25 protein-coding genes and 1 tRNA gene are annotated in these 24420 nt (G+C 69.5%); 16 read left to right on the plus strand and 10 right to left on the minus strand.

Going from position 1 to position 24420, the window contains the following annotated elements:
- Nucleotides 1-705: 705 nt before the first annotated feature.
- Complete coding sequence (locus N542_RS0111855; RefSeq protein WP_028644093.1) at nucleotides 706-1062, minus strand: STAS domain-containing protein; 357 nt, start codon at nucleotides 1060-1062, stop codon at nucleotides 706-708.
- A gap of 70 nt (nucleotides 1063-1132) precedes the next feature.
- On the opposite strand from N542_RS0111855, the gene N542_RS0111860 reads away from it, so the two are divergent.
- From N542_RS0111860 to N542_RS0111905, 10 genes are all read left to right on the plus strand, one after another.
- Entirely contained in the window at nucleotides 1133-1927 is a 795-nt protein-coding gene (locus N542_RS0111860) for a helix-turn-helix domain-containing protein (protein WP_028644094.1), read from the plus strand.
- Nucleotides 1928-1931: 4 nt separating this feature from the next.
- Complete coding sequence (locus N542_RS0111865) at nucleotides 1932-2324, plus strand: VOC family protein (protein WP_028644095.1); 393 nt, start codon at nucleotides 1932-1934, stop codon at nucleotides 2322-2324.
- 9 nt (nucleotides 2325-2333) lie between these two features.
- Entirely contained in the window at nucleotides 2334-2732 is a 399-nt protein-coding gene (aroH, locus tag N542_RS24610; RefSeq protein WP_051551672.1) for a chorismate mutase, read from the plus strand.
- Nucleotides 2725-3786, plus strand: coding sequence for a prephenate dehydrogenase (locus N542_RS0111875; protein ID WP_028644096.1), 1062 nt, complete (start codon nucleotides 2725-2727; stop codon nucleotides 3784-3786). Before aroH ends, N542_RS0111875 begins: the two co-directional genes overlap by 8 nt.
- An 11-nt stretch (nucleotides 3787-3797) precedes the next feature.
- The gene (cmk, locus tag N542_RS0111880; protein ID WP_028644097.1) at nucleotides 3798-4499 is read left to right on the plus strand and encodes a (d)CMP kinase; all 702 of its coding nucleotides are present in this window, start codon (nucleotides 3798-3800) and stop codon (nucleotides 4497-4499) included.
- A complete protein-coding gene (locus tag N542_RS24615; RefSeq protein WP_028644098.1) occupies nucleotides 4496-5257 on the plus strand; it encodes a lysophospholipid acyltransferase family protein in 762 nt (253 codons plus the stop codon). The genes cmk and N542_RS24615 overlap by 4 nt, the downstream gene beginning before the upstream one ends.
- A complete protein-coding gene (gene der, locus N542_RS0111890; protein ID WP_028644099.1) occupies nucleotides 5254-6627 on the plus strand; it encodes a ribosome biogenesis GTPase Der in 1374 nt (457 codons plus the stop codon). Before N542_RS24615 ends, der begins: the two co-directional genes overlap by 4 nt.
- Nucleotides 6628-6636: 9 nt before the next feature.
- A complete protein-coding gene (locus N542_RS24620) occupies nucleotides 6637-7602 on the plus strand; it encodes a hypothetical protein (RefSeq protein ID WP_051551673.1) in 966 nt (321 codons plus the stop codon).
- A gap of 38 nt (nucleotides 7603-7640) precedes the next feature.
- Complete coding sequence (locus N542_RS0111900; protein WP_028644100.1) at nucleotides 7641-8171, plus strand: DinB family protein; 531 nt, start codon at nucleotides 7641-7643, stop codon at nucleotides 8169-8171.
- Nucleotides 8172-8243: 72 nt separating this feature from the next.
- Nucleotides 8244-8320 (plus strand) — tRNA-Pro (locus tag N542_RS0111905).
- A 394-nt stretch (nucleotides 8321-8714) separates the two neighbouring features.
- Here N542_RS0111905 and N542_RS0111910 read toward each other — a convergent pair.
- The 5 genes from N542_RS0111910 to N542_RS0111930 all read right to left on the minus strand — a co-directional run bounded on the left by N542_RS0111910 (nucleotide 8715) and on the right by N542_RS0111930 (nucleotide 13304).
- A complete protein-coding gene (locus N542_RS0111910) occupies nucleotides 8715-10067 on the minus strand; it encodes a chloride channel protein (RefSeq protein ID WP_197025949.1) in 1353 nt (450 codons plus the stop codon).
- 358 nt (nucleotides 10068-10425) lie between these two features.
- Complete coding sequence (locus N542_RS0111915) at nucleotides 10426-11118, minus strand: response regulator transcription factor (RefSeq protein WP_036507670.1); 693 nt, start codon at nucleotides 11116-11118, stop codon at nucleotides 10426-10428.
- Between the two features lie 388 nt (nucleotides 11119-11506).
- Nucleotides 11507-11974, minus strand: a complete 468-nt coding sequence (locus N542_RS0111920; RefSeq protein ID WP_051551675.1) for a PaaI family thioesterase — start codon at nucleotides 11972-11974, stop codon at nucleotides 11507-11509.
- A gap of 57 nt (nucleotides 11975-12031) precedes the next feature.
- Nucleotides 12032-12637 (minus strand): TetR/AcrR family transcriptional regulator, encoded by a 606-nt coding sequence (locus tag N542_RS0111925; protein ID WP_028644104.1) that lies wholly within the window; start codon nucleotides 12635-12637, stop codon nucleotides 12032-12034.
- 7 nt (nucleotides 12638-12644) lie between these two features.
- Entirely contained in the window at nucleotides 12645-13304 is a 660-nt protein-coding gene (locus N542_RS0111930) for an enoyl-CoA hydratase-related protein (protein WP_028644105.1), read from the minus strand.
- Between the two features lie 136 nt (nucleotides 13305-13440).
- Between N542_RS0111930 and N542_RS0111935 the strand changes: the two genes are divergently transcribed.
- Nucleotides 13441-15861 (plus strand): molybdopterin-dependent oxidoreductase, encoded by a 2421-nt coding sequence (locus N542_RS0111935; protein ID WP_081795170.1) that lies wholly within the window; start codon nucleotides 13441-13443, stop codon nucleotides 15859-15861.
- Nucleotides 15862-15953: 92 nt separating this feature from the next.
- On the plus strand, nucleotides 15954-16400 hold the full coding sequence (locus N542_RS27165; RefSeq protein WP_028644107.1) for a CBS domain-containing protein: 447 nt from the start codon (nucleotides 15954-15956) through the stop codon (nucleotides 16398-16400).
- A gap of 31 nt (nucleotides 16401-16431) precedes the next feature.
- On the opposite strand, the gene N542_RS0111945 is transcribed toward N542_RS27165, so the two are convergent.
- A complete protein-coding gene (locus tag N542_RS0111945; RefSeq protein WP_028644108.1) occupies nucleotides 16432-16647 on the minus strand; it encodes a hypothetical protein in 216 nt (71 codons plus the stop codon).
- An 89-nt stretch (nucleotides 16648-16736) separates the two neighbouring features.
- On the opposite strand from N542_RS0111945, the gene N542_RS0111950 reads away from it, so the two are divergent.
- Nucleotides 16737-17531: an aldo/keto reductase gene (locus tag N542_RS0111950; protein WP_028644109.1), complete on the plus strand. Its 795-nt coding sequence runs from the start codon at nucleotides 16737-16739 to the stop codon at nucleotides 17529-17531.
- 145 nt (nucleotides 17532-17676) lie between these two features.
- Here N542_RS0111950 and N542_RS0111955 read toward each other — a convergent pair whose 3' ends face one another.
- Nucleotides 17677-18654 (minus strand): SDR family NAD(P)-dependent oxidoreductase, encoded by a 978-nt coding sequence (locus N542_RS0111955; RefSeq protein ID WP_028644110.1) that lies wholly within the window; start codon nucleotides 18652-18654, stop codon nucleotides 17677-17679.
- 73 nt (nucleotides 18655-18727) lie between these two features.
- On the opposite strand from N542_RS0111955, the gene N542_RS0111960 reads away from it, so the two are divergent.
- The 3 genes from N542_RS0111960 to N542_RS24625 all read left to right on the plus strand — a co-directional run bounded on the left by N542_RS0111960 (nucleotide 18728) and on the right by N542_RS24625 (nucleotide 21512).
- A complete protein-coding gene (locus tag N542_RS0111960; protein WP_036507882.1) occupies nucleotides 18728-19684 on the plus strand; it encodes an AraC family transcriptional regulator in 957 nt (318 codons plus the stop codon).
- 967 nt (nucleotides 19685-20651) lie between these two features.
- Nucleotides 20652-20930 carry a GlsB/YeaQ/YmgE family stress response membrane protein gene (locus tag N542_RS0111965; protein WP_028644112.1) on the plus strand — a complete coding sequence of 93 codons (279 nt, stop codon included), beginning with the start codon at nucleotides 20652-20654 and terminating at the stop codon, nucleotides 20928-20930.
- A 78-nt stretch (nucleotides 20931-21008) separates the two neighbouring features.
- Nucleotides 21009-21512 (plus strand): PGPGW domain-containing protein, encoded by a 504-nt coding sequence (locus N542_RS24625; protein WP_051551676.1) that lies wholly within the window; start codon nucleotides 21009-21011, stop codon nucleotides 21510-21512.
- A 267-nt stretch (nucleotides 21513-21779) separates the two neighbouring features.
- Here N542_RS24625 and N542_RS0111975 read toward each other — a convergent pair whose 3' ends face one another.
- On the minus strand, nucleotides 21780-22781 hold the full coding sequence (locus tag N542_RS0111975; protein ID WP_028644113.1) for a cytochrome d ubiquinol oxidase subunit II: 1002 nt from the start codon (nucleotides 22779-22781) through the stop codon (nucleotides 21780-21782).
- Nucleotides 22778-24151 carry a cytochrome ubiquinol oxidase subunit I gene (locus N542_RS0111980; protein WP_231482629.1) on the minus strand — a complete coding sequence of 458 codons (1374 nt, stop codon included), beginning with the start codon at nucleotides 24149-24151 and terminating at the stop codon, nucleotides 22778-22780. The genes N542_RS0111975 and N542_RS0111980 overlap by 4 nt, the downstream gene beginning before the upstream one ends.
- Nucleotides 24152-24420: the final 269 nt, after the last annotated feature.

Genomic DNA, 24420 nt, shown 5'->3' on the forward strand with positions numbered 1-24420 from the left:
GGCCTGGGGGCCCTCGCACCTCAACCAGCGGGGACGTCGTAGCTCCCGGTGGTCGAGCAGGGAAGGCGCTCTGGCGCCTGAGCGTTGTCGAGACCCCTGCCGCCTTCGTGCGGTGCCGACCGACGGCATCGACGTACTGCGAGGGCTGCGGGGGTTTCGAGGCTCGGGCCTGGGGGCCCTCGCACCTCAACCAGCGGGGACGTCGTAGCTCCCGGTGGTCGAGCAGGGAAGGCGCTCTGGCGCCTGAGCGTTGTCGAGACCCCTGCCGCATTCGTGCGGTGCCGACCGACGGCATCGACGTACTGCGAGGGCTGCGGGGGTTTCGAGGCTCGGGCCTGGGGGCCCTCGCACCTCAACCAGCGGGTGGGCGCTGGAGGTCGGGCTTGGGGGTTTCGAGGCTCGGGCCTGGGGGCCCTCGCACCTCAACCAGCGGGGACGTCGTAGCTCCCGGTGGTCGAGCAGGGAAGGCGCTCTGGCGCCTGAGCGTTGTCGAGACCCCTGCCGCATTCGTGCGGTGCCGACCGACGGCATCGACGTACTGCGAGGGCTGCGGGGGTTTCGAGGCTCGGGCCTGGGGGCCCTCGCACCTCAACCAGCGGGCGGGCGCTGGAGGCTCGGGCCTGGGGGCCCTCGCACCTCAACCAGCGGGCGGGCGCTGGAGGCTCGGGCCTGGGGGCCCTCGCACCTCAACCAGCGGGTGGGTGCTCAGCCGGTGGGGAGGGCTGCGGCGAGGGTGGGGCGGAGCTCGAAGACGCGGTCGAGCGCCGTGGCGGTGAGCACGCGGCGAGTCGCGTCGCTGGGGACCATCAGGAGCGAGCCCTGCAGCACACGGGCGCGCTTGTGGGCGCCGATCAGGGCGCCGAGGCCGAGCGAGTCGATGAAGGTGACCCCGGTCAGGTCGAGCACCAGGTGGGGCGGACCGTCGACCTGGTGGCCGGCGATCCGCTCGCGCAGCCCGGGGGCCGAGGCCATGTCGATCTCGCCGACGCAGCGGAGCACCCGGACGTCGCCGACGAGCTCGTCGCTGATGGCCAGGATCGGCTGGTCGTCGGTGGTGGCCACGGCTGTTGTCTACACGGTCGCGGGCGATCGCGGCTCATCCTCGGGGACAGTTCGCCGTACGGTGGGTCCCATGGCCCCGGTCGCTCCCGCGCTGGCGCCGTACGTCGCCTCCCTGACGGCGTACGACGTCGACCTCGGTGCGCCCGGCCTGCACCGCGGCCTGCCGTCGACGACGCTCACCTTCGTGCTGCCCGTCGGCGCGCCGCTCGACGTCGGCTGGGCGGGTCGGCCGGGCAGCCGGCAGCGGCGCTGGTCGACGGTGTCCGGACTGCACGCGCACCCGGCCGAGATCCACCACGACGGCACCCAGGTGGGGGTGCAGCTCGCGCTCACCACGTCGGGCGCGCGGGCCCTCCTGGGGCTGCCGGCCGCGGAGCTGTCGGGGGAGCTGCTCGACGTCACGGACGTCGCACCGCGACTGCGGCACCTCCCCGAGCAGCTGGCGGGCTGCCCGGTCGAGGATCGCGCGGCGGTGGTGGAGCGCGCCCTGATCGCCGAGCTGGCCCGTCACGGGGCGCCGGAGCCCCGCGCCGAGGTCGGGCGCGCCCTCGCCGGCCTCACCCGCGGCGCGAGCGTGCAACGCGTCGCCGACGACGTGGGCTACAGCCGCCGGCACCTGACGACGCTCGTGCGCGCCGAGTGCGGGATGACGCCCAAGGACCTGCAGCGGCTCGGTCGCTTCGAGACGTCGAAGGCGATGCTCGGCCGCCGTCGCCTGGTCGAGGTGGCGCCGGCGTGCGGGTACGCCGACCAGGCGCACCTGACGCGCGAGTGGGTCGCGCTCGCGGGCTGCACGCCGACCACCTGGCTGCGCGAGGAGTTCCCATTTCTTCAAGACCACCTGGGCGACGACGAGGCAGGCTGAGGACATGAGCGATGCAGCGGACGTCAAGCACTGGCAGACCCTGAGCTTCGGCGACGCCGACGCGATGATGGCGTGGTTGGGCGCGATCGGCTTCACCGAGCACGCGACGTACCGGGACGAGACCGACCCGTCGGTCGTCGTGCACGCCGAGTGGCTGTGGCCCGGCGGCGGGGGAGTGATGTTCGGCAGCCAGCGTCCCGACGGGGTCGTCACGAACGTCGGTGGCTCCGCGGCGTACCTCGTGGTCGACGACCCGGACGCGCTCTTCGACAAGGCGGTCGCCGCGGGCGCCACGGTGGTGCGGGAGATGGTCGACCAGGACTACGGCGGCCGCGGGGGGAGCGTCGAGGATCCAGAGGGCAACCACTGGTCGTTCGGGAGCTATCAGCCCCGATAGGGTTGCCGGGTGGCAGTCAGGGCAGTGCGAGGAGCGACCCAGCTCGAGGACGACGTACGGGACCACATGCTCGAGCGCGTGGCCGAGATGGTCACCGACGTCATGGCGTCCAACGGGCTCGAGGTCGACGACTTCATCTCGGTGATCTTCACGGCGACCTCCGACCTGGTCTCGGAGTTCCCGGCGTACGCCGCGCGCCGACTCGGGTTCGGCGACGTGCCGCTGATCTGTGCTCGAGAGCTCGAGATCGCCGGTTCGATGCCGCGGGTGGTGCGGATGATGGCGCACGTCGAGACGGACCTCCCACGCGCTGACATCACCCACGTCTACCTGCACGGTGCCGCCGCGCTGCGCCGCGACCTCACGCGGGTGCGCGCCGTGCCCGACGACGCTGCCACCGATGACTGAGCTGGCCGGACCGGTCGAGGTCGTCGGCACCGGGCTGCTCGGCACCTCGATCGCGCTGGCCTGTCGCCGCGTCGGGATCGACGTGCTGCTCACCGACGCGTCGTCGGAGCACCTGCGCACGGCCTCCGGCCTGGGTGCGGGTCGTCCGCGCACCGCCGAGGACCGCCCGCAGCTCGTCGTGGTCGCCGTGCCCCCGGACCACCTGGGCGTCGAGATCGCCCGAGCGCTCGGGGCCTCCGACGCGGTCGTCACCGACGTCGGGAGCGTCAAGACCGGACCGCTCGCTGCGGTCGCCGACCACCCCGGCATCGAGAGGTACGTCGGCGGGCACCCGATGGCCGGCAGCGAGCGGTCGGGGCCGCTGGCCGCGACCGCCGCGCTCTTCGACGGACGGCCGTGGGCCGTCACCCCGCACGCGACGTCCCGCCCCGACGCGGTCGCGCTGGTCGAGGCGCTGGCCCGGCTCTGCGGCGCCGTACCGGTGCAGCTCAGCCCGGCCGAGCACGACCGCGCGGTGGCGCGTACGTCGCACGTGCCGCACCTGCTCGCCTCCCTCGTGGCCGCCCGACTGGCCGACGCTCCCGAGCAGCACCTCGCCCTCAGCGGCCAGGGAGTGCGGGACGTCACCCGGGTCGCCGCCGGCGACCCCGCCCTCTACGGCCAGATCGTCACCGCCAACGCCGACGCCGTGCTCGGGCTGCTCGGGGAGGTGCGCGGCGAGCTCGACGTGCTGATCCAGGCGATCGCGAGCGGTGACCGCGACGGCCTCGGCACCCTCCTGGAGCAGGGGGTCGCCGGCACCCGGGCGATCCCCGGCAAGCACGGTGGGCCGGCGCGACCCACCCGGTCGGTCTTCGTCTCGGTGCCCGACCACCCCGGCGAGCTCGCTCGGCTCTTCGCCGACGCCGGCGCCAGCGAGGTCAACATCGAGGACGTGCACATCGACCACGATCCGGGTCGCCCGGTCGGCCTGGTGGAGCTGCTGGTCGAGGAGGCCCGCGCCGAGCACCTGCTCGTGTCGCTCGAATCCCGCGGGTGGGTCACTCACCGGTAGGCTGCGGCCCCGTGAACAGCTCTGCGCACCCGCTCGCCCCCGGTCTCGTCGTCGCGGTGGACGGCACGTCCGGATCGGGCAAGTCGAGCACCTCGCGCGGAGCGGCCGACCGGCTCGGGCTGCGCTACCTGGACACCGGTGCGATGTTCCGCGCGATGACCTGGTGGCTCCTGCGCGCCGGCGTCGACGTCCACGACCCGGCTGCGGTCGCCGCGCGCTGCGGTGAGCCCGTCATCGTGTCGGGCACGGACCCGCTCGCGCCCACGATCACCGTCGACGGCACCGACGTCGCCGTCGAGATCCGCAGCGACGAGGTCAACGCCGCGGTGTCGCCGGTCAGTGCCGTGCCCGAGGTGCGCGCCCGCCTCCTCGACCTGCAGCGCGCGGTGATCGCCGCCGAGTCGGCCGACGGCGGGATCGTCGTCGAGGGCCGCGACATCGGCTCGGTGGTCGCCCCCGACGCCCCGGTGAAGCTCTACATCAGCGCCGACCCCGCGGCGCGGGCCGCCCGCCGCGCCGCCGAGGAGGGTGGCGCCGACCTGGCGGCGACCCAGGAGTCCCTGCTCGCGCGCGACAAGATCGACTCCGGCCGCGCCACTGCTCCGCTCACGATGGCCGAGGGCGCCGTCCACATCGACACGACGCCGTACTCGCTCGACGAGGTCATCGACCTCGTCGTCGCTCTCGTCGAGGACGTCGGGGCGCACCGGTGACCGACGCCCGCGTGCACCTGGAGCGCCCGCGCAGCGACCGGGTCAGGAGCTCGCCGCGCTACCTGCTCTACCCGCTGCGCCCGGTCGCGCGCTGGCTGCTCCGCCGTCGGTACGACGTGCGGGTGCACGGCGCCGAGCAGGTGCCGACCTCCGGTCCGGTGATCTTCGCCTCCAACCACGTCGGCGTCATCGACGGCCCGCTGCTTGCGATCTACGCGCCGCGGCCGGTGCACGTGCTGACCAAGCAGGAGATGTTCCGCGGGCTGCTCGGCTGGTTCCTGTGGCGCTCCGGGCAGGTGCCGCTGGACCGCTACAACGCCGACCCGCGCGCGGTGAAGATCTGCCTGCGGGCGCTGCGCCAGGGCCGCACGGTCGGGATCTACCCCGAGGGCAGCCGAGGCGCCGGCGACCTCGAGCGGTTCCACCGCGGCGCGGCCTACCTGGCGCTGGTGTCGGGCGCGCCCGTCGTACCCCTCACCACCCTCGGGAGCCGCGATCCCGGCGGCACCAGCGGCTCCCTGCCGCACGGTGGGGCGACCATCGACATGGTCTTCGGCGAGGTGTGCCGCATCGACGCGGCGCCGTGGCCGAGGACCCGGGAACAAGTGGAGAAGGCGTCGTTGTTGCTCCGTGAGCACATGATGGTCCAATTGGACCGGGCGCGCGCGTCGACCGGCCGGGAACTCCCGGGTCCGCTGCCGCCAACCGACGTAGAGACCGACCCCCCGACCGGGGTCACCGATCAAGGAGCACCATGACCGAGCACGAGCCTGCCCCCCAGGATGCAGCGGAGGGCGTGGCTGAGGACACCGGGCCCGTCCCGATCCTCGCCGTCGTCGGTCGCCCCAACGTCGGCAAGTCCACCCTGGTCAACCGGATCATCGGTCGCCGCGAGGCGGTCGTCGAGGACGTCCCCGGCGTGACCCGCGACCGGGTCTCGTACGACGCGAACTGGGCCGGCCGCGCCTTCACCGTCGTCGACACCGGCGGCTGGGACCCGGACGCCCGTGGCCTTGCCGCCTCGATCCGCGCCCAGGCCGAGATCGCGGTCGGCCTGGCCGACGCGGTGCTCTTCGTGGTCGACGCGACCGTCGGCGTCACCGACCACGACGAGGCCGTCGTCAAGATCCTGCGTGCATCGGGCAAGCCCGTCGTGCTCGCGGCCAACAAGGTCGACGACCAGCGCACCGAGGCCGAGACGTACGGGCTCTGGAACCTCGGGCTCGGCGAGCCCTACCCGGTCTCCGCCCTGCACGGTCGCGGCTCCGGCGACATGCTCGACGCGGTCCTGGCGGCGCTGCCGGAGCCTCCGGAGGAGCGGCTCGGCGAGGTCGGCGGTCCGCGCCGGATCGCGATCGTCGGCAAGCCCAACGTCGGCAAGTCCTCGCTGCTCAACATGCTCGCGGGGGAGCAGCGCGTCGTCGTCGACAACGTCGCCGGCACCACCGTCGACCCGGTCGACGAGCTGATCGAGATCGGCGGCCGGGTCTGGCGCTTCATCGACACCGCTGGCCTGCGCAAGCGGGTCAAGGAGGCCTCGGGCCACGAGTACTACGCCTCCCTGCGCACGTCGACCGCGATCGACCGGGCCGAGGTGGCCGTGCTGGTGCTCGACGCCGAGCAGTCGATCTCCGAGCAGGACGTCCGGATCCTCCAGACCGTCCGCGAGGCCGGCCGCGCGCTGGTCATCGCGTTCAACAAGTGGGATCTCGTCGACGAGGAGCGCCGCTACTACCTCGAGCGCGAGATCGAGCGTGAGCTCGTCCAGGTGCAGTGGGCGCCGCGGATCAACTTCACTGCCCGCACCGGCTGGCACATCGACCGGCTGGTGCCGGCGCTGGAGAAGGCCATCGCCGGCTGGGAGACCCGGATCTCGACCGGCACGCTCAACGGCTTCCTCGGCCGGCTCGTCGCCGAGCACCCGCACCCGGTGCGCAGCGGCAAGCAGCCGAAGGTGCTCTTCGGCACCCAGGCCTCCACCGCGCCGCCGACGTTCGTGCTCTTCACCAGCGGCAAGCTGGACGCGTCGTACGAGCGGTTCATCGAGCGTCGCCTGCGCGAGGAGTTCGGCTTCGTCGGGACCCCGATCATCCTGGAGCAGCGCCCGCGCGAGAAGCGCAAGCGCTAGCGTCCCAGCATGAGAAGACTCGCGGTCGCGGTCGTCGCGCTGGCACTGACCGTCCCGACCGCGAGCACGGCGTACGGCGAGCGGGCTCCGGTCCAGCGCGCGGTGGGCGGGTGTCGGGTCTTCCCGGCGGACAACTGGTGGAACGCGAGCGTGCGCGGGCTGCCCGTGCACGCCCGCAGCCGGCAGTGGCTCTCGCACATGTCGACGGGCCGTGACCTGCACCCCGACTTCGGGCCGTCGTACGGCGATGGTCCCGGCTACGGCATCCCGGTCACGGTGGTGAAGCCGTCGCACGCCAGGGTGCGGGTCCGGTTCGACTACGCCCGTGAGAGCGACCGCGTCCGCTATCCGCTCGGTCGCGACACCCGGGTCGAGGGTGGGCGCGGCTCCGACGGCGACAAGCACGCGATCGTGGTGGACCGCGGCGCCTGCAGGCTCTACGAGACCTGGAACACCCGCACCAGCCGGGGGAGGTGGGTCGCCGGCTCCGGGGCGGTGTGGTCGCTGCGCTCCAACCGGCTGCGGCCCAACGGCTGGACCTCCGCCGACGCCGCCGGGCTGCCGATCCTGCCCGGGCTGCTGCGGTGGTCGGAGGTGAGGGCCAGGCGGGTCGACCACGCGATCCGCTTCACCACCGACGTCACCAGCAGGCACCACCTGTGGCCGGCGCGTCACGACGCGGGCTCGCGGTCGAGCCGGGCCTACCCGCCGATGGGCGCGCGCTTCCGGCTGCGGGCGGGCTACCCGACGCGCGGGCTCTCGCCGTACACCGTCGCGGTGATCAGGGCGATGAAGACCTACGGCCTGGTGCTGGCCGACAACGGGTCCCCGTGGTACTTCCAGGGTGAGCGCAACGTGCACTGGCCGGATCGGCTGATCGAGGAGCTCAAGGGGATCCCGGCGTCCGCCTTCGTCGCGGTCGACGCGTCCTCGCTGCGGGTCTCCGCGGGCTCTGCCGAGGTCCGTTCTCATTGAGGTCAGGAACTGGCCTGATCGCTTCCTAGCCTGGTCCCATGACCACTGAACGCGATGACCTCCTCGACCTCCTCCGCAAGCACCGCGAGCTCTTCCTCGCCACTGTCCGCGGCCTGACCGACGACCAGGCCGCCTCGACGCCCACCGTCAGCCAGCTGTGCCTCGGCGGCCTCGTCAAGCACGTGACCGCCGTCGAGAAGAACTGGGCGGACTTCGTCGTCGAGGGCCCGGCCACGCGCCCCGACGTGGACTGGTCCAACATCGACTGGTCGAACCCGCCGCCCGCGGTGCTGGAGTACCAGAACGGCTTCCGGATGCTCGAGGGCGAGACGCTGGCCGGCCTGCTCGCGGCGTACGACGAGGTCGCCGAGGCGACCGACGCGCTGCTCGCCAACCCGGCCCTCGACCTCGACGCGCGCCAGCCGCTGCCCGAGGCGCCGTGGTTCGAGCCCGGCGCGAGCTGGTCGGCCCGCCGGGCGTTCGTGCACATCGCGGCCGAGACCGCCCAGCACGCCGGCCACGCCGACATCATCCGCGAGACGATCGACGGCCAGAAGTCGATGGGCTGACCCGATTCCGAGCGAAGGCCCGGCCTGCGGTAGTGTTCACGCCGGTTCGCTGCTCACAAGGTGGCGACCGTTCGGGCTGTAGCGCAGCTTGGTAGCGCACTTGACTGGGGGTCAAGGGGTCGCAGGTTCAAATCCTGTCAGCCCGACCAACAAACCGCCTCTGACCTGCAGATATGCAGGGCAGAGGCGGTTTTGGTTGTGACGTGGGGCCTCAGGATGGTCGACTGCTGGTCGACAACGTGTCGTGGACTACGAATCTGAGCCCAGCTCGTCGCTCTGGTGGTTGCCTCGGAGAGTGCCCTGGTCTCCTGCCGGGGCCTGTGGACGTGGCTGGTCCCGTGGACCGGGTTCGTCGGGATCGCGTCATGACGGACCGCGATGTCGAGCATGTCCGAGGACGGCCTGGTACGCCCTGGTACGAGCCATCGCCGCCGGGGACGCCCGGTGGTTGAGTCTCGCTGTGCTTGTCTTCGCCTGGGACTTCGTCAGGGTTGGCCTTCTGGGGCTCTGGGTGCTGGTCCGGGCATGGACGGCATGTTCGGCTCACGGGACTTCTCCGGGCCGGATCGCGGCCGGCACCGGGAGGATCATCGTCACCACGTACGCGACCGCGACCGCGACCACGACCTCGGGTGTCGTCGACAGGCCGTCGGCACCCAGGAGCAGCGTCGCCAGCAGCGTCGAGGTCAGTGGCAGGCGCAGCATCGCCGTGCACATCGCGCCGATCCCGATCCCCATGGCCGGCGCCGTCGCCATCCCGGGGACGCCGGAGACTGCGATCCCGAGCACCGCCCCGATGAAGATGGCGGGGAAGACGGGGCCACCACGGAACGCGCTCAACGACAGCCCGTACGCCAGCGTCTTGCACGCCGCGAGCAGCAGGAGGGTGCCGACGGAGTAGTCCGCCGCGTGCGCCACCACGGCAGGCAGGTTGTCCTGTCCGGAGAACAGCACCTGGGTGAAGCTGTGTCCCGAGACGAGCTGGTAGGCCATCGCGGTGAGGCCGATGGCAAGCCCGAGGCATGCGGTCACCAGCACCCGGCTCCGGTGCACGATCGGGCGCAGCGACAGGCCGATCCATCGGATCACCCAACCCAGGCACGCGGCTGCCGCCCCGAGCGGCACGGCCCAGGCCAGCGTCGCCACCGTGGGGGCCACTGCGGGCGGCACCGAGGTGAGAGCCAGGGAGAAGTCACCGAGACCGGTCCAGCTGTCGAGGCCAACGAACACGATGGCGCCCACACCGGACGCGAGCAGGCCCGGTAGCGCCACCAGGCTCAACGTCGCGCCGGCTATCCCGGCGCTCTCCATGATGAGGAACGCGCCGAGGAGCGGCGAGCCCAGCAGCGTGCTGATCGCCGCAAAGCTGCCGGCCGAGGCCATGATCGTCACCGCCATCGGCGGCGCATCCTTCTTGAGCAGGTGGACCACGAGTGCCGCGAGACCACCACCGATGGCAATGAGCGGCGCCTCGGGCCCGAGGACGGCACCCAGCGCCAGCGTGGCGAACGAGGCGAGGACGATCGCGGGAAGTTCTCGGTCGACGGGCTGAGCACCTCCGGCGACGAAGCCGAAGGCGGGTGAATGACCACCGTTGCCGGGCAGGTGCCGGATGGTCAGGCCGGTCAGCAAGCCGCAGAGCAGCAGGAACGGCACAGGCCACCAGGCCGGCGTGCCGCCGGCAAAGAGGTCACCCGGCAGGTCGGTGAAGAGGTAGTCCTGGACCTGGGTGACCAACGCGAGGAACCCGTAGGCGACCCCCGAGATAGGGATGCCGAGCAACGTCGCGAGCACCAGCGCCGTCAAGTAGGGCCGGGAGCGGATGACGACGGCCGGATCCGGCGCCGGGGGCGGGGACCCCGACATGGTGGCGTGGGAGCTGTCGGACGTTGCCATGCGACCCAAGTTCAGCGTCCTTTGTCCCGCCGCGCCTCATGCGGAACGGGTGAGACGGCACCACGCGGCTGCGCGCATTCATTGGTGAGGCTGGTGACGTGTGCCGGTGACGCGTTGTCCGAAGGCTCGGTGTGGGCCCACCCTGACTCGCAAGATCTCGCAGGATCGCACCGACGCCCTCAGGGCTCTCAGCAACATCACCGCAGGTCAGCAACGAGCTCGGACTCTGACCGCGAGACGCGCGTACAGCCGGCCGAACATGTCACCGGGACAGTGGGTCGCCACCTAGCCTTTTGCGCCGCGTATCGGCGGGTCCGAGCCAGTAGGCCTGATGCGCCTGAGCGGTGGGAAGGCCACGTCAACTGGCCAGCGATCCGATCGGGGCGCTCCAGCCGGCCTGACGAGCAACCGCGACAGCGGCGATCTGAGAACTGACGTCCAGCTTCCTCAGAACCGCTTTCACCTGACTCCGCACCGTCGCCTCGCTCACGACACGGCGTGCAGCGATCTCACGGACCGTGACCCCGGCGACCAGGTGCCGCAGGATCTCGCGCTCGCGGATGGTGAGGCGCCGTAGGTGCTCTCGGAGCTCGCGTTGCTGCACGGCGTAGCGGCGGTGCACCGCGATCAAGCGGTCCCGCTCGGACCGGTCGAGGACGAGTTGGCCCTGACTGACTCGTCGCACCACCGCGATTGCGGATGTCAGCTGAGCGCTCTTGGACAACACGGTGCGGGCACCTCGGGCCAGACATCGCCCCCACAGTGGCTCGTCGATCGACTCGGTGATGACCACGACCGCAATGCCGGCGCGCACCAAAGGCTCGACCAACTCGACGCCGCTGCAGTATGGCCCGAGATCAGCATTGACCAGCACGACGTCCGGGCGCATCGCGAGGAGCTGTCCCAAGATCGAGCCAGCTTCCGGCGCCTCGTCTGGCTCGGGCAACACCCGGCAGGAGTAGTTCCGCAGCTCCAGCGCCATCGCGAGGCATTGGGTGAACAGGACATGCTGGTCGACTATCGCGACCGTGATCTGGTTAGAGCGTTCCATCGTCCCCCCGAACGATTTGAGCGCGCCACCCCGAGACGGGCCTGAGACATCCCGAGGCCCGGTGCCACCATCGAGGGCCGACCGGAGGCCGACCAACCTGACTCACCCGACCCTGGGGGCCGGACCCTAGGGGTTTGCCCAGTTGAGCGACTGCTACGCGTCGGAGGGATCTCTTCCCCAATTTTGGGGATGAGTGCAGGGCCGGTCGCTGTGTCCCCGGACGGCTGTTCCACAGGGACGGTCAGTCAAGTGCCATGTGCGAAGGCCAGTCGCTCGTGCCGCGATCTGCGGTTCGGGGCCAGTGCCTCGTCGCCGTCTGCCGGACGCGCGGATCTGCCGAGATCCGGTCGGTTCAACATCGGCAGGTGTGACGAGCGTGTGCGGTTGCCTACCGGCGTATCAGGCAGGTCGTTGTGCCGTGCGCGATGAGGTTTCCCTCGCTGTCGACGACGCGACCTTCTGCGGTGGCAGTGCTGCGTCCGACGTGGATTGTCTGCCCTGTTGCGATGAGAGTCTGGCCTTGGACGCTGGCGGCTTTGATGTAGTTCACCTTCAGTTCCAGCGTCGCGTACCAAGCTCCGGCTTCGAGGGTGGTGTGCACGGCGCAGCCCATCGCAGAGTCGAGCATGGTGGCTGCGATGCCGCCGTGGACGGTGCCGAGTGGGTTGCTGAAGAGTGGCTGGGTGGTGAGCTCGAAGGTGACAGATCCGTACTCGACGTCGGCTAGGCGCATGCCGAGCAGCTGACCGATGCTGGGCGGGCGTGGTGCGTCGGTGAGGCCGAGTCGAAGAAGCTCTAGTCCGGACAGGGACATAAGCACGTCGGCGTCGACGGCGGTGGCGGGTTCGGTTGACATGAGGTTCCTTGGTTGGCGTTCAGTCCGGCCGGCGTTGTGCGACGTGTGCCTGGGCAGTTAGCGCTGGGGCGGGGTGCCGGCGGCGATTCCGCGGACGGCGTGCTCGAGTGCGTAGCGGGCGAGGGGGTCGGTGGGGGCGTTCTGGGCGAGTAGGAGTGCGGAGGGGAGGTCGACCAGGCAGTACTTGATCAGCGTGATGGCTGGGGGGTCGGTGTTGTCCCAGAGCTGCTCGGCGAGCCGGCGGATCAGCAGGGACAGGGTTGCGCGTAGGTCGTTGAGGCGCTCGCGGTCGGCCGGGCTGACGTCTGCTTCGCGCAGGTCGTCGAGGCTTGTGGCCAGCAGTAGCCGGGCGGCCGCTTCGTCGTGGAGGACGTAGTCGGACGGGGCGAGGGCGGCTGCGACGACGGCGCCGACCGCGTCGTGGGCGGCGAGGGCGATGTCGACCGTCGAGGTCTGGAAGGTGAGGAACTTCTCTGCCTCGGCTGCCCACACGCGTGCCAAGAGGTTGGCGCGTGAGCCGAACGCGTTGTAGATGGCGCCGTTGGAGACTCCGGAGCGGGCGCTGAGTGCACGGATGGTCAGCGCGGTCGCGCCCTGTTCGGCCCAGAGGTCTCGAGCATGTCCGAGGAGGGTGTCGAGGTCGTGCTCTCGGGGGCGGCCCACGAGCGACTCAGCTCGTCTTCTGCAGAGCGGCGACCGCGTCGGCAAACATGACCTGCTTGATCTTGCCCAGGGTGTCGCGGTCCTTGCCGGCCAAGTCCTGCACCATGCAGACGGCGGCCTCGTGGAGCCCTTCCAGGGCGGCGGTGGCGTCGACGATGCCTGCGGCGCTCGCATCAGCACCGCCGTACCGACGTCCGGTCATCATCGAGTCCGCGGCCGCGCGTGGGGTGAGCTTGGACATGATGAGTGTCGCCATCCCAGAGGTGAACGGGATGTGGATGTCGACCTCGGGGAAGCAGAAGTAGCCGCGGTCCTCGCGCATGACCCGGTAGTCGTGCGCCATCGCCAGCATCGCTCCGGCACCGAAGGAGTGACCATTCAGTGCGGCCACCGTCGGCACCGGCAGCGTCAGCACCCGCGCGAACAGTCCGTGAACTCGGTGGACGTAGGAGTCCATCTCGTCGGGGTGAGCACCGAGCCAGTCCAGGTCGAGGCCGTTGGAATAGAACTTGCCGCCCCCGGTAGTCAGCAGCGCCGCTGGCTCAGTACCAGAGGCGATCTCGTCGCAGAACTCCTCCATCGAGGCGAGGAAGGCGGGCGAGAAGCGGTTCTCGTCCTCGCCCAAGTCGATCGTCCAGAGCGGGCCGTGCTTGGTGAGAGTTGGCATGGCTCTCCTTTCGTCCTGAGTATCAGAGCACATGCTCTACAATCTGTCCAAGTCGAGCAAGCAGCGATACCGAGACACACCACGGGACCTCCGAACCAAAGCGGTCTCGGAGAACCAATCCCACGAGAGGCGACCCATGACCCAGACCCGTGACACCACCACCCCGCACGCCTTTGACCGAAGGACTGGGCGAGGCGACGGAGGTGCCAGTGCCGCACCAATCCGGACGGTGACTGCGGCTGCGGAAGCCGACCTGGAGTGGAAGAAGACCGCATGCATCTTGTGTGAGAACAACTGCGGCATCCAGGTGCAGGTCGACGACCGTCGATTCGTCAAAATTCGTGGCGACAAGGACCACGTCTCCAGCCACGGTTACACGTGCAACAAGGCTCTGCGGCTCGACCACTACCAAAACGGTGGGCGCCGGCTGACCAGCCCACTGCGCCGCGAAGCCGACGGCAGCTTCAGCGAGATCAGCTGGGACACCGCGATCAACGAGATCGCCGAACGTCTCACCGCAGTGCGCGACACCCACGGCGGGGAGAGCATCTTCTTCTACGGCGGCGGCGGACAGGGCAACCACCTCGGCGGCGCGTACCGCCAGCCGCTCCAACACGCGCTCGGTGCGCGCTACCGCTCCAACCCCCTGGCCCAGGAGAAGTGCGGCGAGGCATGGGTCGACGCCCACCTCACCGGTGGACACACCCACGGCGACTTTGAGCACGCCGAGGTCTCGGTGTTCATCGGCAAGAATCCCTGGCAGAGCCACGGCGTCACCCGTGCCCGCACAGTCCTCAAGGACATCGCAAAGGACCCGGCCCGGACGATGGTCGTCATCGACCCGATTCGCTCCGAGACCGCCGACCTCGCCGACTACCACCTTCAGGTCCGCCCTGGGACCGATGCCTGGTGCCTGGCCGCGATCCTCGGCGTCATCGTTCAAGAGGACCTGGTCGACCATGCCTTCGCCCGTGAGCACCTCACCGACCAAGGTCCAGTGCTGGAGGCATTGGGCGCCGTCGATGTCGCCGCCTACGCAGACGTGTGTCACGTGCCCGAGCAGCGCATCCGCGAGGTCGCGAGCCGCATTGCGACCGCCGGTAGCGTCTCGACCTACGAGGACCTGGGCGTCCAGCAGGGACCGAACAGCACCCTGATCTCCTACCTCAACAAGCTCACCTGGCTGCTGACCGGGAACTTCGGCAGGCCCGGAGCTATGCAACCTCACACCTCGCTCGCGCCGCTGGGTCGCTACGAGACCCGCGTGCAGCGCACCCCGGTCACCGACACCCCCATGCCGGCCGGTCTGGTGCCGTGCAACGTGATCGCCTCTGAGATCCTCACCGACCACCCGCGCCGGTTCCGGGCGATGATGATCGACTCCTCGAACCCTGCCCACTCGTTCGCGGACTCCGCCGAGTTCAAGCGAGCCCTCGTTGCCCTCGACCTCGTCGTCGTGACCGACGTTGCGATGACCGAGACCGCCCGATTGGCCCACTACGTGCTCCCCGCCAGCAGCCAGTTCGAGAAGTGGGAGGCCACGTTCTTCAACTTCGAGTTCCCGGGCAACACCTTCCAGCTCCGGGCGCCGGCACTCGACCCGTTGCCCGGCACCCTGCCCGAGCCCGTCATCTACAGCCGTCTCCTCGAAGCACTCGGCGCTGCACCCACCCGCCGGGTCGCCCTCCTACGGACAGCGCTGCGACTGGGACGTCCGGCGTTCAAGGCAGCCTTTGCCGCACTCCTCGCCGCCGACCGCACGACCATCAAGATGGCGCCATACCTGCTCTACCACTCCCTGGGCCGCACCCTTCCCGACGACGCACAGGCAGCCGCCGTCCTGTGGGGACTGGCAGTCAAGGTCTCTCGCGACTACCCGGATGCCATGCGCAGGGCCGGCCACCGCAACGCCGACGAACTCTTCGACGACATCGTGTCCAGCCGATCGGGCGTGACCTTTACCCTGGACCGCCCCGAAGACGCCTGGAAGCACGTTCGCCACAGTCCCGACCCGATCCCCCTCGCCATCCCGGACCTGCTCGACGCACTCTCCGCGCTGCCGGAGACCCCGACCACCCACACCAGCGACGACTACCCGTTCGTGCTAGTCGCTGGACAACGACGCGCCTTCACCGCCAACACCATCTTCCGCGACCCCACCTGGCGTCAGCGCGACCCCGAAGGCGCGCTCCGCATCAACCCCACCGACGCCGAGCGACTCCACCTGGCGACCGGAGACCAAGCCGTCATCACGACCAGCCGGGGCCAAGCCACGAGCAAGGTCGAGATCGACGACCGACTGCAGCCCGGACACGCCAGCCTGCCCAACGGCTTCGGGCTCGACCTACCGAACGCCCAACAAGACGACCCGACGAACGCTGACAACCTTGCGACGTCCGAGAACTCGAAGAACCTCACCCGTGTAGGGGTGGCTCTCAACGAGCTCACCGACTCCACACGGCGCGACCCGTTCTCAGCCACGCCCTGGCACAAGCACCTCCCGGCCCGCATCGAACGACTCCAGCCGGCACCCGCCGACGTCGAGGCGACGGTGTGAGTCGCCCACCGACCAGCTGCCACCCCCGCAGCGACTCATCTCTCGCAGGCGCTCCGGCAACTCCGACACGTCAGCTACAAGTTGCCGACGCGATGCTTAGACGGCCCAAGACCCACAGCCTCGACCTGACCGTCGAGGGAGCACGCGCCGCACTGGCCGACGACCACGTCCACATGCTGTTGCTCGTCTCTGACGACGGCGTCCTCCACGGCACGCTCACCCGCGACGATCTGCGTCCAGACATCGCTCTAGGCATCGTCCCGAACGACGCCGCGATCAACACGGCCACCATCGCATCCCGAACGATCGGACCTTCGCAACCGCTGGCCGAAGCGGCAGCCATCCTGGAGAGGCAACAGTCACGCCGCCTGGCCGTCACGGACCCCAACCACCGCCTCATCGGGCTCCTCTGTCTCAAACGAACGCGCAGCGGCTGCTGCAACGACTCCGACGTACTGGCTCGCGGGGCCGAACGGGCCGGTCGCATACCGCCACCGCACGTCACCGGAGTGACCTTCGCCCGAGGTCGGCCATTGTGACTGGGCCGGCGGCCGCTGCCCGAGCGAGGTCTCAGACCAGGAAGCTGTCGGCGTAGAACGTGAGGCGCAGGCCGAGGTCGTCGAGGTCGAGTCCGAGGTCCTCGGGACGGTAGTCGAGTCCGCCGTGTCGGTTGCGGTGGTGAGCGTCGAGGTGAGCCGCCAGGACCCGAACAACCGCATCTGCGCGATCCGCAGGGTGCGCCGAAAGGCAGAGACGTGCCGGAGCCAGATTGGTCGCCCGGTTCATGGGTGATGGTGTGGACGCTCGCATGCGAAAGGTTCGTCGCAAAGCGGCTGTGCCGTGGCCAGTTGATCCCGCCTGCCTAGGGTGGGGTCATGACCCACTCGATCGAGCTGCCCGACGACACCGTGACCCTGGCCGCTGGTTCGGCGATGCCGCTACTTGGCTTCGGGACCTGGCAGATCAAGGGCGACGAGGCCGTCCGCGCCGCGTCGGCGGCCCTCGAAGCCGGCTACCGCCACCTCGACACCGCCACCGTCTACGGCAATGAGGGCGAGGTAGGACGCGCCTTGGCCGAAAGCGGTGTGCCGCGCGACGAGGTCTTCTTGACGACCAAGTGCCCGCCCAGCCAGGCCGGGAACGAGCTCGACACCCTCAAAGCCAGCCTCGATCTGCTGCAGACCGACCACGTCGACCTGTGGCTGATCCACTGGCCGGGAGACGGGTCGTCCAACAACGACATCTGGCGCGCCTTCGGCCAGGCCCGCGAGTCGGGACTCGCCCGCGAGATCGGGGTCAGCAACTTCGACTCCGCCCTCCTCGACGAGGTCACCGCGGCCACTGGGTACACCCCGGCCGTCAACCAGATCGAGTGGAGCCCCCTGCTGTACGACGCCGCGACGGTGGCCGACCACCGCGACCGCGGCATCGTGCTCGAGGGCTACAGCGCCCTGCGCGGCGGCACGCTCGACCACCCGACCATCGTGGAGATCGCCGAGCGGGAAGGCCGCACGGCCGCCCAGGTGATCATCCGCTGGCATCTCCAGCACGACTTCGTGGTCATTCCCAAGTCCGTGAACCCGGAGCGGATCCGCTCCAACGCGGACGTCGGCGGCTTCGCGCTCAGCGATGACGACATGGCCGCCCTAGACACGCTCGGGAAGGGTTAAAGCAACGAGTCCTCGCGCCCAGACGGTCCCTCGGAAGTGACCGCTCATGCCCGCAGACAGCTTGCGCTGCGGGGCACCCTGCCGCGGTCCGCGCACTCACGAAGTTGCGTCACACCGACGCGAGTGACCGGTCACCCCTGAGATGTCAGGCGAGCAGCTGCTCGGTGAGGTTCCACAGGCGCCGCGCGTCCTCGGGGTCGAGCATGGCGATGTTGGCGTCGGCGGGGATGCTGTCGGCGGTCATGGGTTGGTCTTCGTCGTCGATTACGGCGACGTCGCTGTCTTTGAGATAGACGCCGCCGATGCCTTCGAGCAGAGGGCTGGCGGCGCCGAACACGAGGGTGGCAGCGCCCTGCTCGATGGTCTTCTTTCCTGCGACTGGGTCGACGATGGTGGCACCGTGCTCATCGACGAGGCCCTGGGCGCGGAAGGAATCCAGTCGTCCAGGGGCGTGAGGGCCGGGCCCGACGATGACGCCGGGGTGTGCCGCGAAGGCCCGGATGCCGTCTTCGGCGTAGCGACGGTCGAGCTCGACGGTGAAGAGGGTGTTCGCGCGCTTGGACTGCGCGTAGGCGGCCACGGGGTTGTAGCCGCTGGAGAAGTTGAGGTCGTCCCAACGGATCTCACCGATCCGGGCGGCGCCGGAGGTGACCGTGAGGACTCGGGCACCGTGCGCTGCGCGTAGGGCTGGGAGGAGCGACCGCGTGAGGTGGAAGTGACCGAGGTGTGAGGTCGAGAACGCCAGTTCGTGGCCGCGGGCGTCGAGGCGCAGCTCGGGTCCGAACAGGACGGCGGCGTTGTTGACCAGCATGTGCAGCGGGCGTTCGGAGGCGATCCATCGAGCGGCGAAGGCCTCGATCGAGGTCGGATCGGAGAGATCCAGCTGCTCGACCCGGACACCGGGGATCTCCTCCACTGCGGCGGTCGCACGCGACGTGTCGCGTGCCGCGACCGTGACGGTCGCGCCGGCGGCCGCGAGAGCGCGAGTGATCTCGCGCCCCAGCCTGCTGTGGCCGCCCGTGACGATGGCCTCGCGCCCGCGCAGGTCGACGCCCAGCAGGACGTCCGTGGCGGTGGAGGCGGGTGTGAACGGGGTGTGCAGAGGAACCTGCTGCGTCATCATGATTCAAGTCTGACCGGCTACGGCCGGACTCGGAATGCTTGCGAATCCGTATTTCTTGCTTCAAAGTACGAACATGGCTATCGCGACCGCTTCTCTGCCTGATGTGCTCTCTGACGTCTTCGAGCAGGTAGGCGTCCGCGGCATGGTGACCGGCGGGTTCGCGGTGCGTGGCCCGTGGACTGCCCGCGAGCCAGTGGCGCGGCCGTTGAAGCTCATCGCGCTAGTCGCCGGCTCCGCTCGCTTCACCGTCGACGGACCAGGTGGACCGGATGGACCGATCGAACTCGTTGCCGCCGACGTGGTGCTGCTCAACCACCGCACAAGCCTGGAGGTCCGCGGCGGGCTCGATGACGACGGACCGCCCCGCGAGCTGAGCCCCGCGGCAAGCTTCGATGCGATGGAGTTGGCTGCGGCCGACCTGTCGACCGACGACGTTCTCGTTGGAGGCTGGATTGAGGTGAACCCTGCAGGACAGGAGTTGCTTCGCACGGCGTTGCCCGGCTTGGTCCACGTCCGGGCCTCGACGCCCGCGGCGTCCCGCTTGGCCACGATCGTTGTGCAGATCGTCGAAGAAGCCTCCAGCGGCAGGCTCGGGTCCGCATTCGCTATCCGCCAGCAGGGCCAGCTGTTCCTGCTTGAGGTGCTGCGCGCGTACTTGGAGCAGGAGGAGCCCCCAGTCGGATGGCTCCGGCTCTTGGCAGACGAGCAGCTCGCCCCGGCTCTGCGGCTCATGCACGACCACCCAGGCACACCGTGGGGCTTGACGGAGCTCGCCCGCGCCGCCGGCATGTCGCGGACTAGCTTCGCCGACCGGTTCCGAAAGGTCGCAGGCACTCCACCCCTCTCATACCTTTCGCGCTGGCGGATGCTTCTGGCTCAACGGGCCTTGCGTGACCCCGACGTGCGGGTCGGCGATCTCGCTTCCCGGCTCGGCTACGGATCCGAAAGCGCGTTCAGCACCGCCTTCAAGCGACAGATCGGCGAGTCTCCCCTGCACTACCGGCGACGAGTTCACAGCACGGCTGGCTAGCGACTGAGACGCACACTTCGGCGTCGATGAGGCCGCAAGAGGATGGCTGCCTCGTGTCGGCCATCGAACCGTTCTTGGCCGAGCAGTCCTTTCAAAGCGACAAGGCCCCACCATGGTGAAGGCGATCGTGATACGACGAAAGTCGTGAGTCCAAGGCGAAAAACCCTTCTTCGCATTCCACCTCGAAGCAGCCAAGACGCAGCGCGAACGCCCGCTAAATCGTCGCCCAGCTCGGGTGAGGCCGCCACCATTCGCAATGCGGCAAGACGGTGCCCCGAACCCCGCTAAAGCCTAGCGACGGCCCAACTGGACCGGTTCCTGCTCGCAGACGCGTTCCCAGCAAGTGAGTCATTCCACCGCCTATGGGGCGCCTCCAACCACGTGTAACTTCAGCCGAGGTGCAGATCGGGGAGCGCGTTGCCGACCCACCGCGCGTCCTGGCCGGCGCTCGATCGTCCGCGCTTCAGCGCAAAACACTGGTCCTCAACTGGTCGTAAACCCTCTCAGACGTCGGCCGATTCGAGCCGTCGAGCGCTACACCGAACAAATCTGACGGAGGTCTTTCCGCAGGTCAAAAACGGTTTCCGTTCGCCAGGGCAAGTCGCGACCGACTGCCTAAGGTCCTCCAAGGGGTCGCAGGTTCGAATCCTGTCAGGCCGACCGAACGCAGAGTGCGCGAAAGGGCGTCTGACCTGCGAAATCAGGCCCGGTGATCTGCGGATCCCTGGGCCTGAAAGGCCTCCGGGATCTGAACCGGTGCTCCACAAAGTGTCCACTCACCCCTCTCAACATTGACGAGCTCGCCGAGCCCTCGGCAAGCCGGCGACTAACGGCGCCCCGGCAAGTGGTGATCTGCGCGTCGAGCTGATCTGGACCCACCTCGTGACAGCGCCCGTTTCCTCGCCCGGGGACGGGGTACCGGCCCCTGACGAAGGCACGGATTGGCGCTGCACGTTGGGGAGATCGCATGAGCACCGCAGGAATCTTCACTGCACTTCTGGCCGGGATCGTCGTCGGGGCACTAGGGCGACTGCTGATCCCGGGTCGGCAGGCGATCGGGTGGATCCTGACGTTCGTGCTCGGACTCGTGGGCGCCTTCGTCGGAGGCTTCCTGGCCGAGGGGATGGACATGGACGTCTGGTGGCAGGTCTTGATCGTCCAGGCGGTCGTTGCCGCCATCCTCGTTCTCCTCGTCAACAGCCTGATCCGGGGACAGGTGACCAAGCGTCGGCACGGGGCCGTCTGAGCCGGTAGTCCGCCAGGGCACGTCGACCGGCCCTGAGCACGATCGCGGGCCACAGGTCCGGCAGGGGAGGAGCTTCACATGGCCACATCTCGGGGCCGGGACGCCGCGAAGGGCGTCGCTGTCCAGATCGCAGGTTGGCTGCTGGTCCTCATCGGCATCGCCGCACTCGTGCTGCCGGGCCCCGGCCTGCTCGCGCTCTTCGCTGGGATGGCACTGCTGTCGACGCAGTACAGCTGGGCCGAGCGACGCCTGTCGCCAGTCAAGAAGGCGGCTCTGCGCACCGCGGCCGACAGTGTGGCGACGTGGTCGCGTCTGCTCGTGTCGGCCATCGGTGTCACTGCCCTGATCGCCCTCGGCATCGTGTGGGGGGTGCGACCCCACGCGCCCGGGTGGTGGCCCGTGGCCGACCGGTGGTGGCTCCTCGGCGGTTGGGGCACCGGCGCGACCCTCATCCTCTCCGGGTTGATAGCCGGAGCCACCGTCGTGTACTCCTACTTCAACTTCAGGGAGATCCGCCACGACGAGGCCGCCAACGAGCGCTCTGGGGCGTCCGCCGGCAAGGCACCCGGCTCGACCGGCTGAGGACGTGCAAACAGTCGCGCATCCGCCGCCTGGCTCCCTGCGGGGTTGCCGCTCCGGCCCTTCATAGCCAGTGTCCTTGCGGATCGGCCGCCAGCGACGCTCGACCTTGACCACCTGGTGCCCGGCTACTTTGCGGAGGGTCACTGAGGGCCTGCCAGCGACGAGATGGTTCGGCGAACACTGGCGTACAGGCCCCGGAAATCCCTGGGACCTCGCGGCAACGGAGATCGTCGGCTCGGTCGCACAGCACGTCACGACGCGGCGCTTCTAGTCGTGCGTCCATCTCTCCGACTGCGTCAGGCGAAAGAGGTAGCCGAGGGCGGGAAGCACGAGGACGATCGCCAGGGCGACCGCGACGAGGATCGCGACCAGCGTCGCGTCGGCCCCGGCGCCCTGGTCGATCGTGACCTCATCGACGAGCATCCAGGGGTACTGCGCGACTCCCCACCCGAGGAGCACGGTGGCGACCGCGACCACGGCGGTCAGGCGTGCGGCCGGGAAACGCCGGCGAGCGAGGAGCACCAAGGTTGCGGCGCCGGTGAGACCGGAGGCCAGGATGAGCGGCGCGGCGCGGCCGGTGAGGCCCTCGCTCAGGGTGGTGGCGTCGTGGATGATCGGCACCAGTGCGACGAAGACGACTGCACCGGTGACCACACCGACCGTGAGGGTTCGGCGGCGCAAGCCGCTCGCGAGATCGCGGTGGCCGGCGCGCTCGGCGTCCGCGACGAGAAAGACGCCGGCGAGGAACGAGCAGGTCCCGATGGCGATGACTCCACCGAAGAGCGAGGTCGGGCTCGTCCACGACGACCACAGGTCACCGTCGCCGTCAGCAGGCACGCGCCCCGAGGCGATGGCGCCAGCGATGGTTCCGAAGAAGAACGGCGCCATGAGCGACGACCCGGCGAAGACGGCACCGAACAGGCGCGCCTGCGCCAGGGTGCCGGAGTACTTGCGGAATGCGAACGCAGCACCTCGAAGCACGATGCCCACCAGCGCCAGCAGGAACGGCACGAACAGGGTCTCAGTCGCCGCGGCGAACGTGGTGGGAAAAGCGGTCCACCAGGTGACGAGGACGTAGATGAGCCAGACGTGGTTGGCCTCCCACACTGGACCGATGCTGTGGTCGACGAGGGTGCGGAGCTCGCCGCCTCGGGTGCTGCCACCAGCGGTCAGGTCGAAGAATCCGGACCCGAAGTCGGCGCCACCGAAGAGCCCGTAGGCCAGCACTCCGGCGAACAGCGCGGCCGCGGCCAGCACAGGAAGCGTCATGCGTCCTGCCTCTGCGGTCCGTACGGGCTGGGTAGGTCCTCCTCACCCGCGCGCCACCGGCGCGCCATCGACCGCAGCACCACCCCGGCTCCGACGGTCATGCCGACGTAGAGGAGGCAGGCGCCGGCGAAGCTCCACCACAGGCCGGGGTTGTCGGTGGCGGCCTCCGTGGTGCGGAGCACCTGCCAGACCGTCCACGGCTGCCGGCCGACCTCTGTCGCGATCCACCCGCACTCGAGTGCGAGGACGGCAAGGGGACCTGCGACGACAACGCAACGGAGGAACCAACGGTTGCCGCTCAGGTCGCGACCGCGCCACCGGGCCACCCAGAACACGACAACACCGAGCGCCAGCAGAGATCCGATGCCGATCATCGACTGGAACGCGACATGGGTGATGTTCACCGGCGGTTGATCCGCAGCCGGGAAGGTGTCGAGGCCACGTACGGGCTTGTCGAACGACCCTCGTGCGATGAACGAGCCCCATTGCGGGATCTCGACGAACCACCGTGGCTGGCCGTCGATGAGCAGTCCGCCGAGGCGCAACGGTGCGGGTTGCTCGGTGGTGGTGGCGAGCTCGAACGCGGCCAGCTTCGACGGTTGGGTCTGGCCCAGCCGGATGCCGAGCACGTGGCCGATGACAGGTTGCAGCAACGCGGCGACGGTCGCGAACACGAACGGCACCGTGAACCCGAGGCGGTGGTGCTCGTCGCGGCGTCCGCGCAGCATGCCGGCGGCGTAGACCGCCGCGACGACGAATCCGACGACCATGAACGCACCGACCCACATGTGCGCGAACTGAAGGAGAGCGCCGGAGTTGAGGAGCACGGCCCACGGGTCGACATCGGTCACCTCGCCGTCGACCATGCGGAACCCGGTCGGCATGTTCATCCAGGCGTTGACCGAGATCACGCAGTACGTGCCGACGACGCCGGCGGTGGCCATCGGCAGCAACATCAGGAGGTGTTGCCGCGGGGGCAGCCGATCCCATCCGTAGAGGTAGATGCCGAGGAAGATGGCCTCGACGAAGAACGAGAGTCCCTCGAGGGCGAACGGGAACCCGAGGACATCACCGAACGGGCCCATGAGCCCGGGCCAGAGCAGCCCCATCTCGAAGCTGAGCACGGTCCCGGACACCGCGCCGATGGCGAACAGGACTGCTGAGACCTTCGACCAGCGCCGTGCGAGGCCCAGGGAGACGGGATCTGCGCGGACGATGCCGCGCCGGTGCATCACGAAGATCATCGCGGGGAACGCGACGCCGAAGCAGGCGAGCACGATGTGCCACCCGAGGGACAGCGCCATCTGCTGGCGGGCGGGGAGCAGACCCGCTGGGTCCGTCACCATGATGTCTGCCAGCAAGGTCCTCACGCGCCCGTTCGCCGAGCCTTGGCCCGCAGGGTCCCGTGCATGCCGGGCGGGTGAGGTGGACGGCCCCTCTCCTCCACGCGGACGCTGCCCGGTCTGTGGCAGAGCGTCGCTCGCATGTGATCCTCCTTTGCGAGTAGGGGCGCGCCGTCGTACTCGGTTGCCCCGACCACGGCGAACATGCGCTTCAACCGTCGACCCTCGGCCGAGGAGCTTGCCTGGATCCGGGCGAGCTGGTGAAGACTCGGGTTGCGTAGGGCCGTGAGCGTTCC

The sequence above is a fragment of the Nocardioides sp. URHA0020 genome (assembly GCF_000620705.1).
Lineage (GTDB): Bacteria > Actinomycetota > Actinomycetes > Propionibacteriales > Nocardioidaceae > Nocardioides.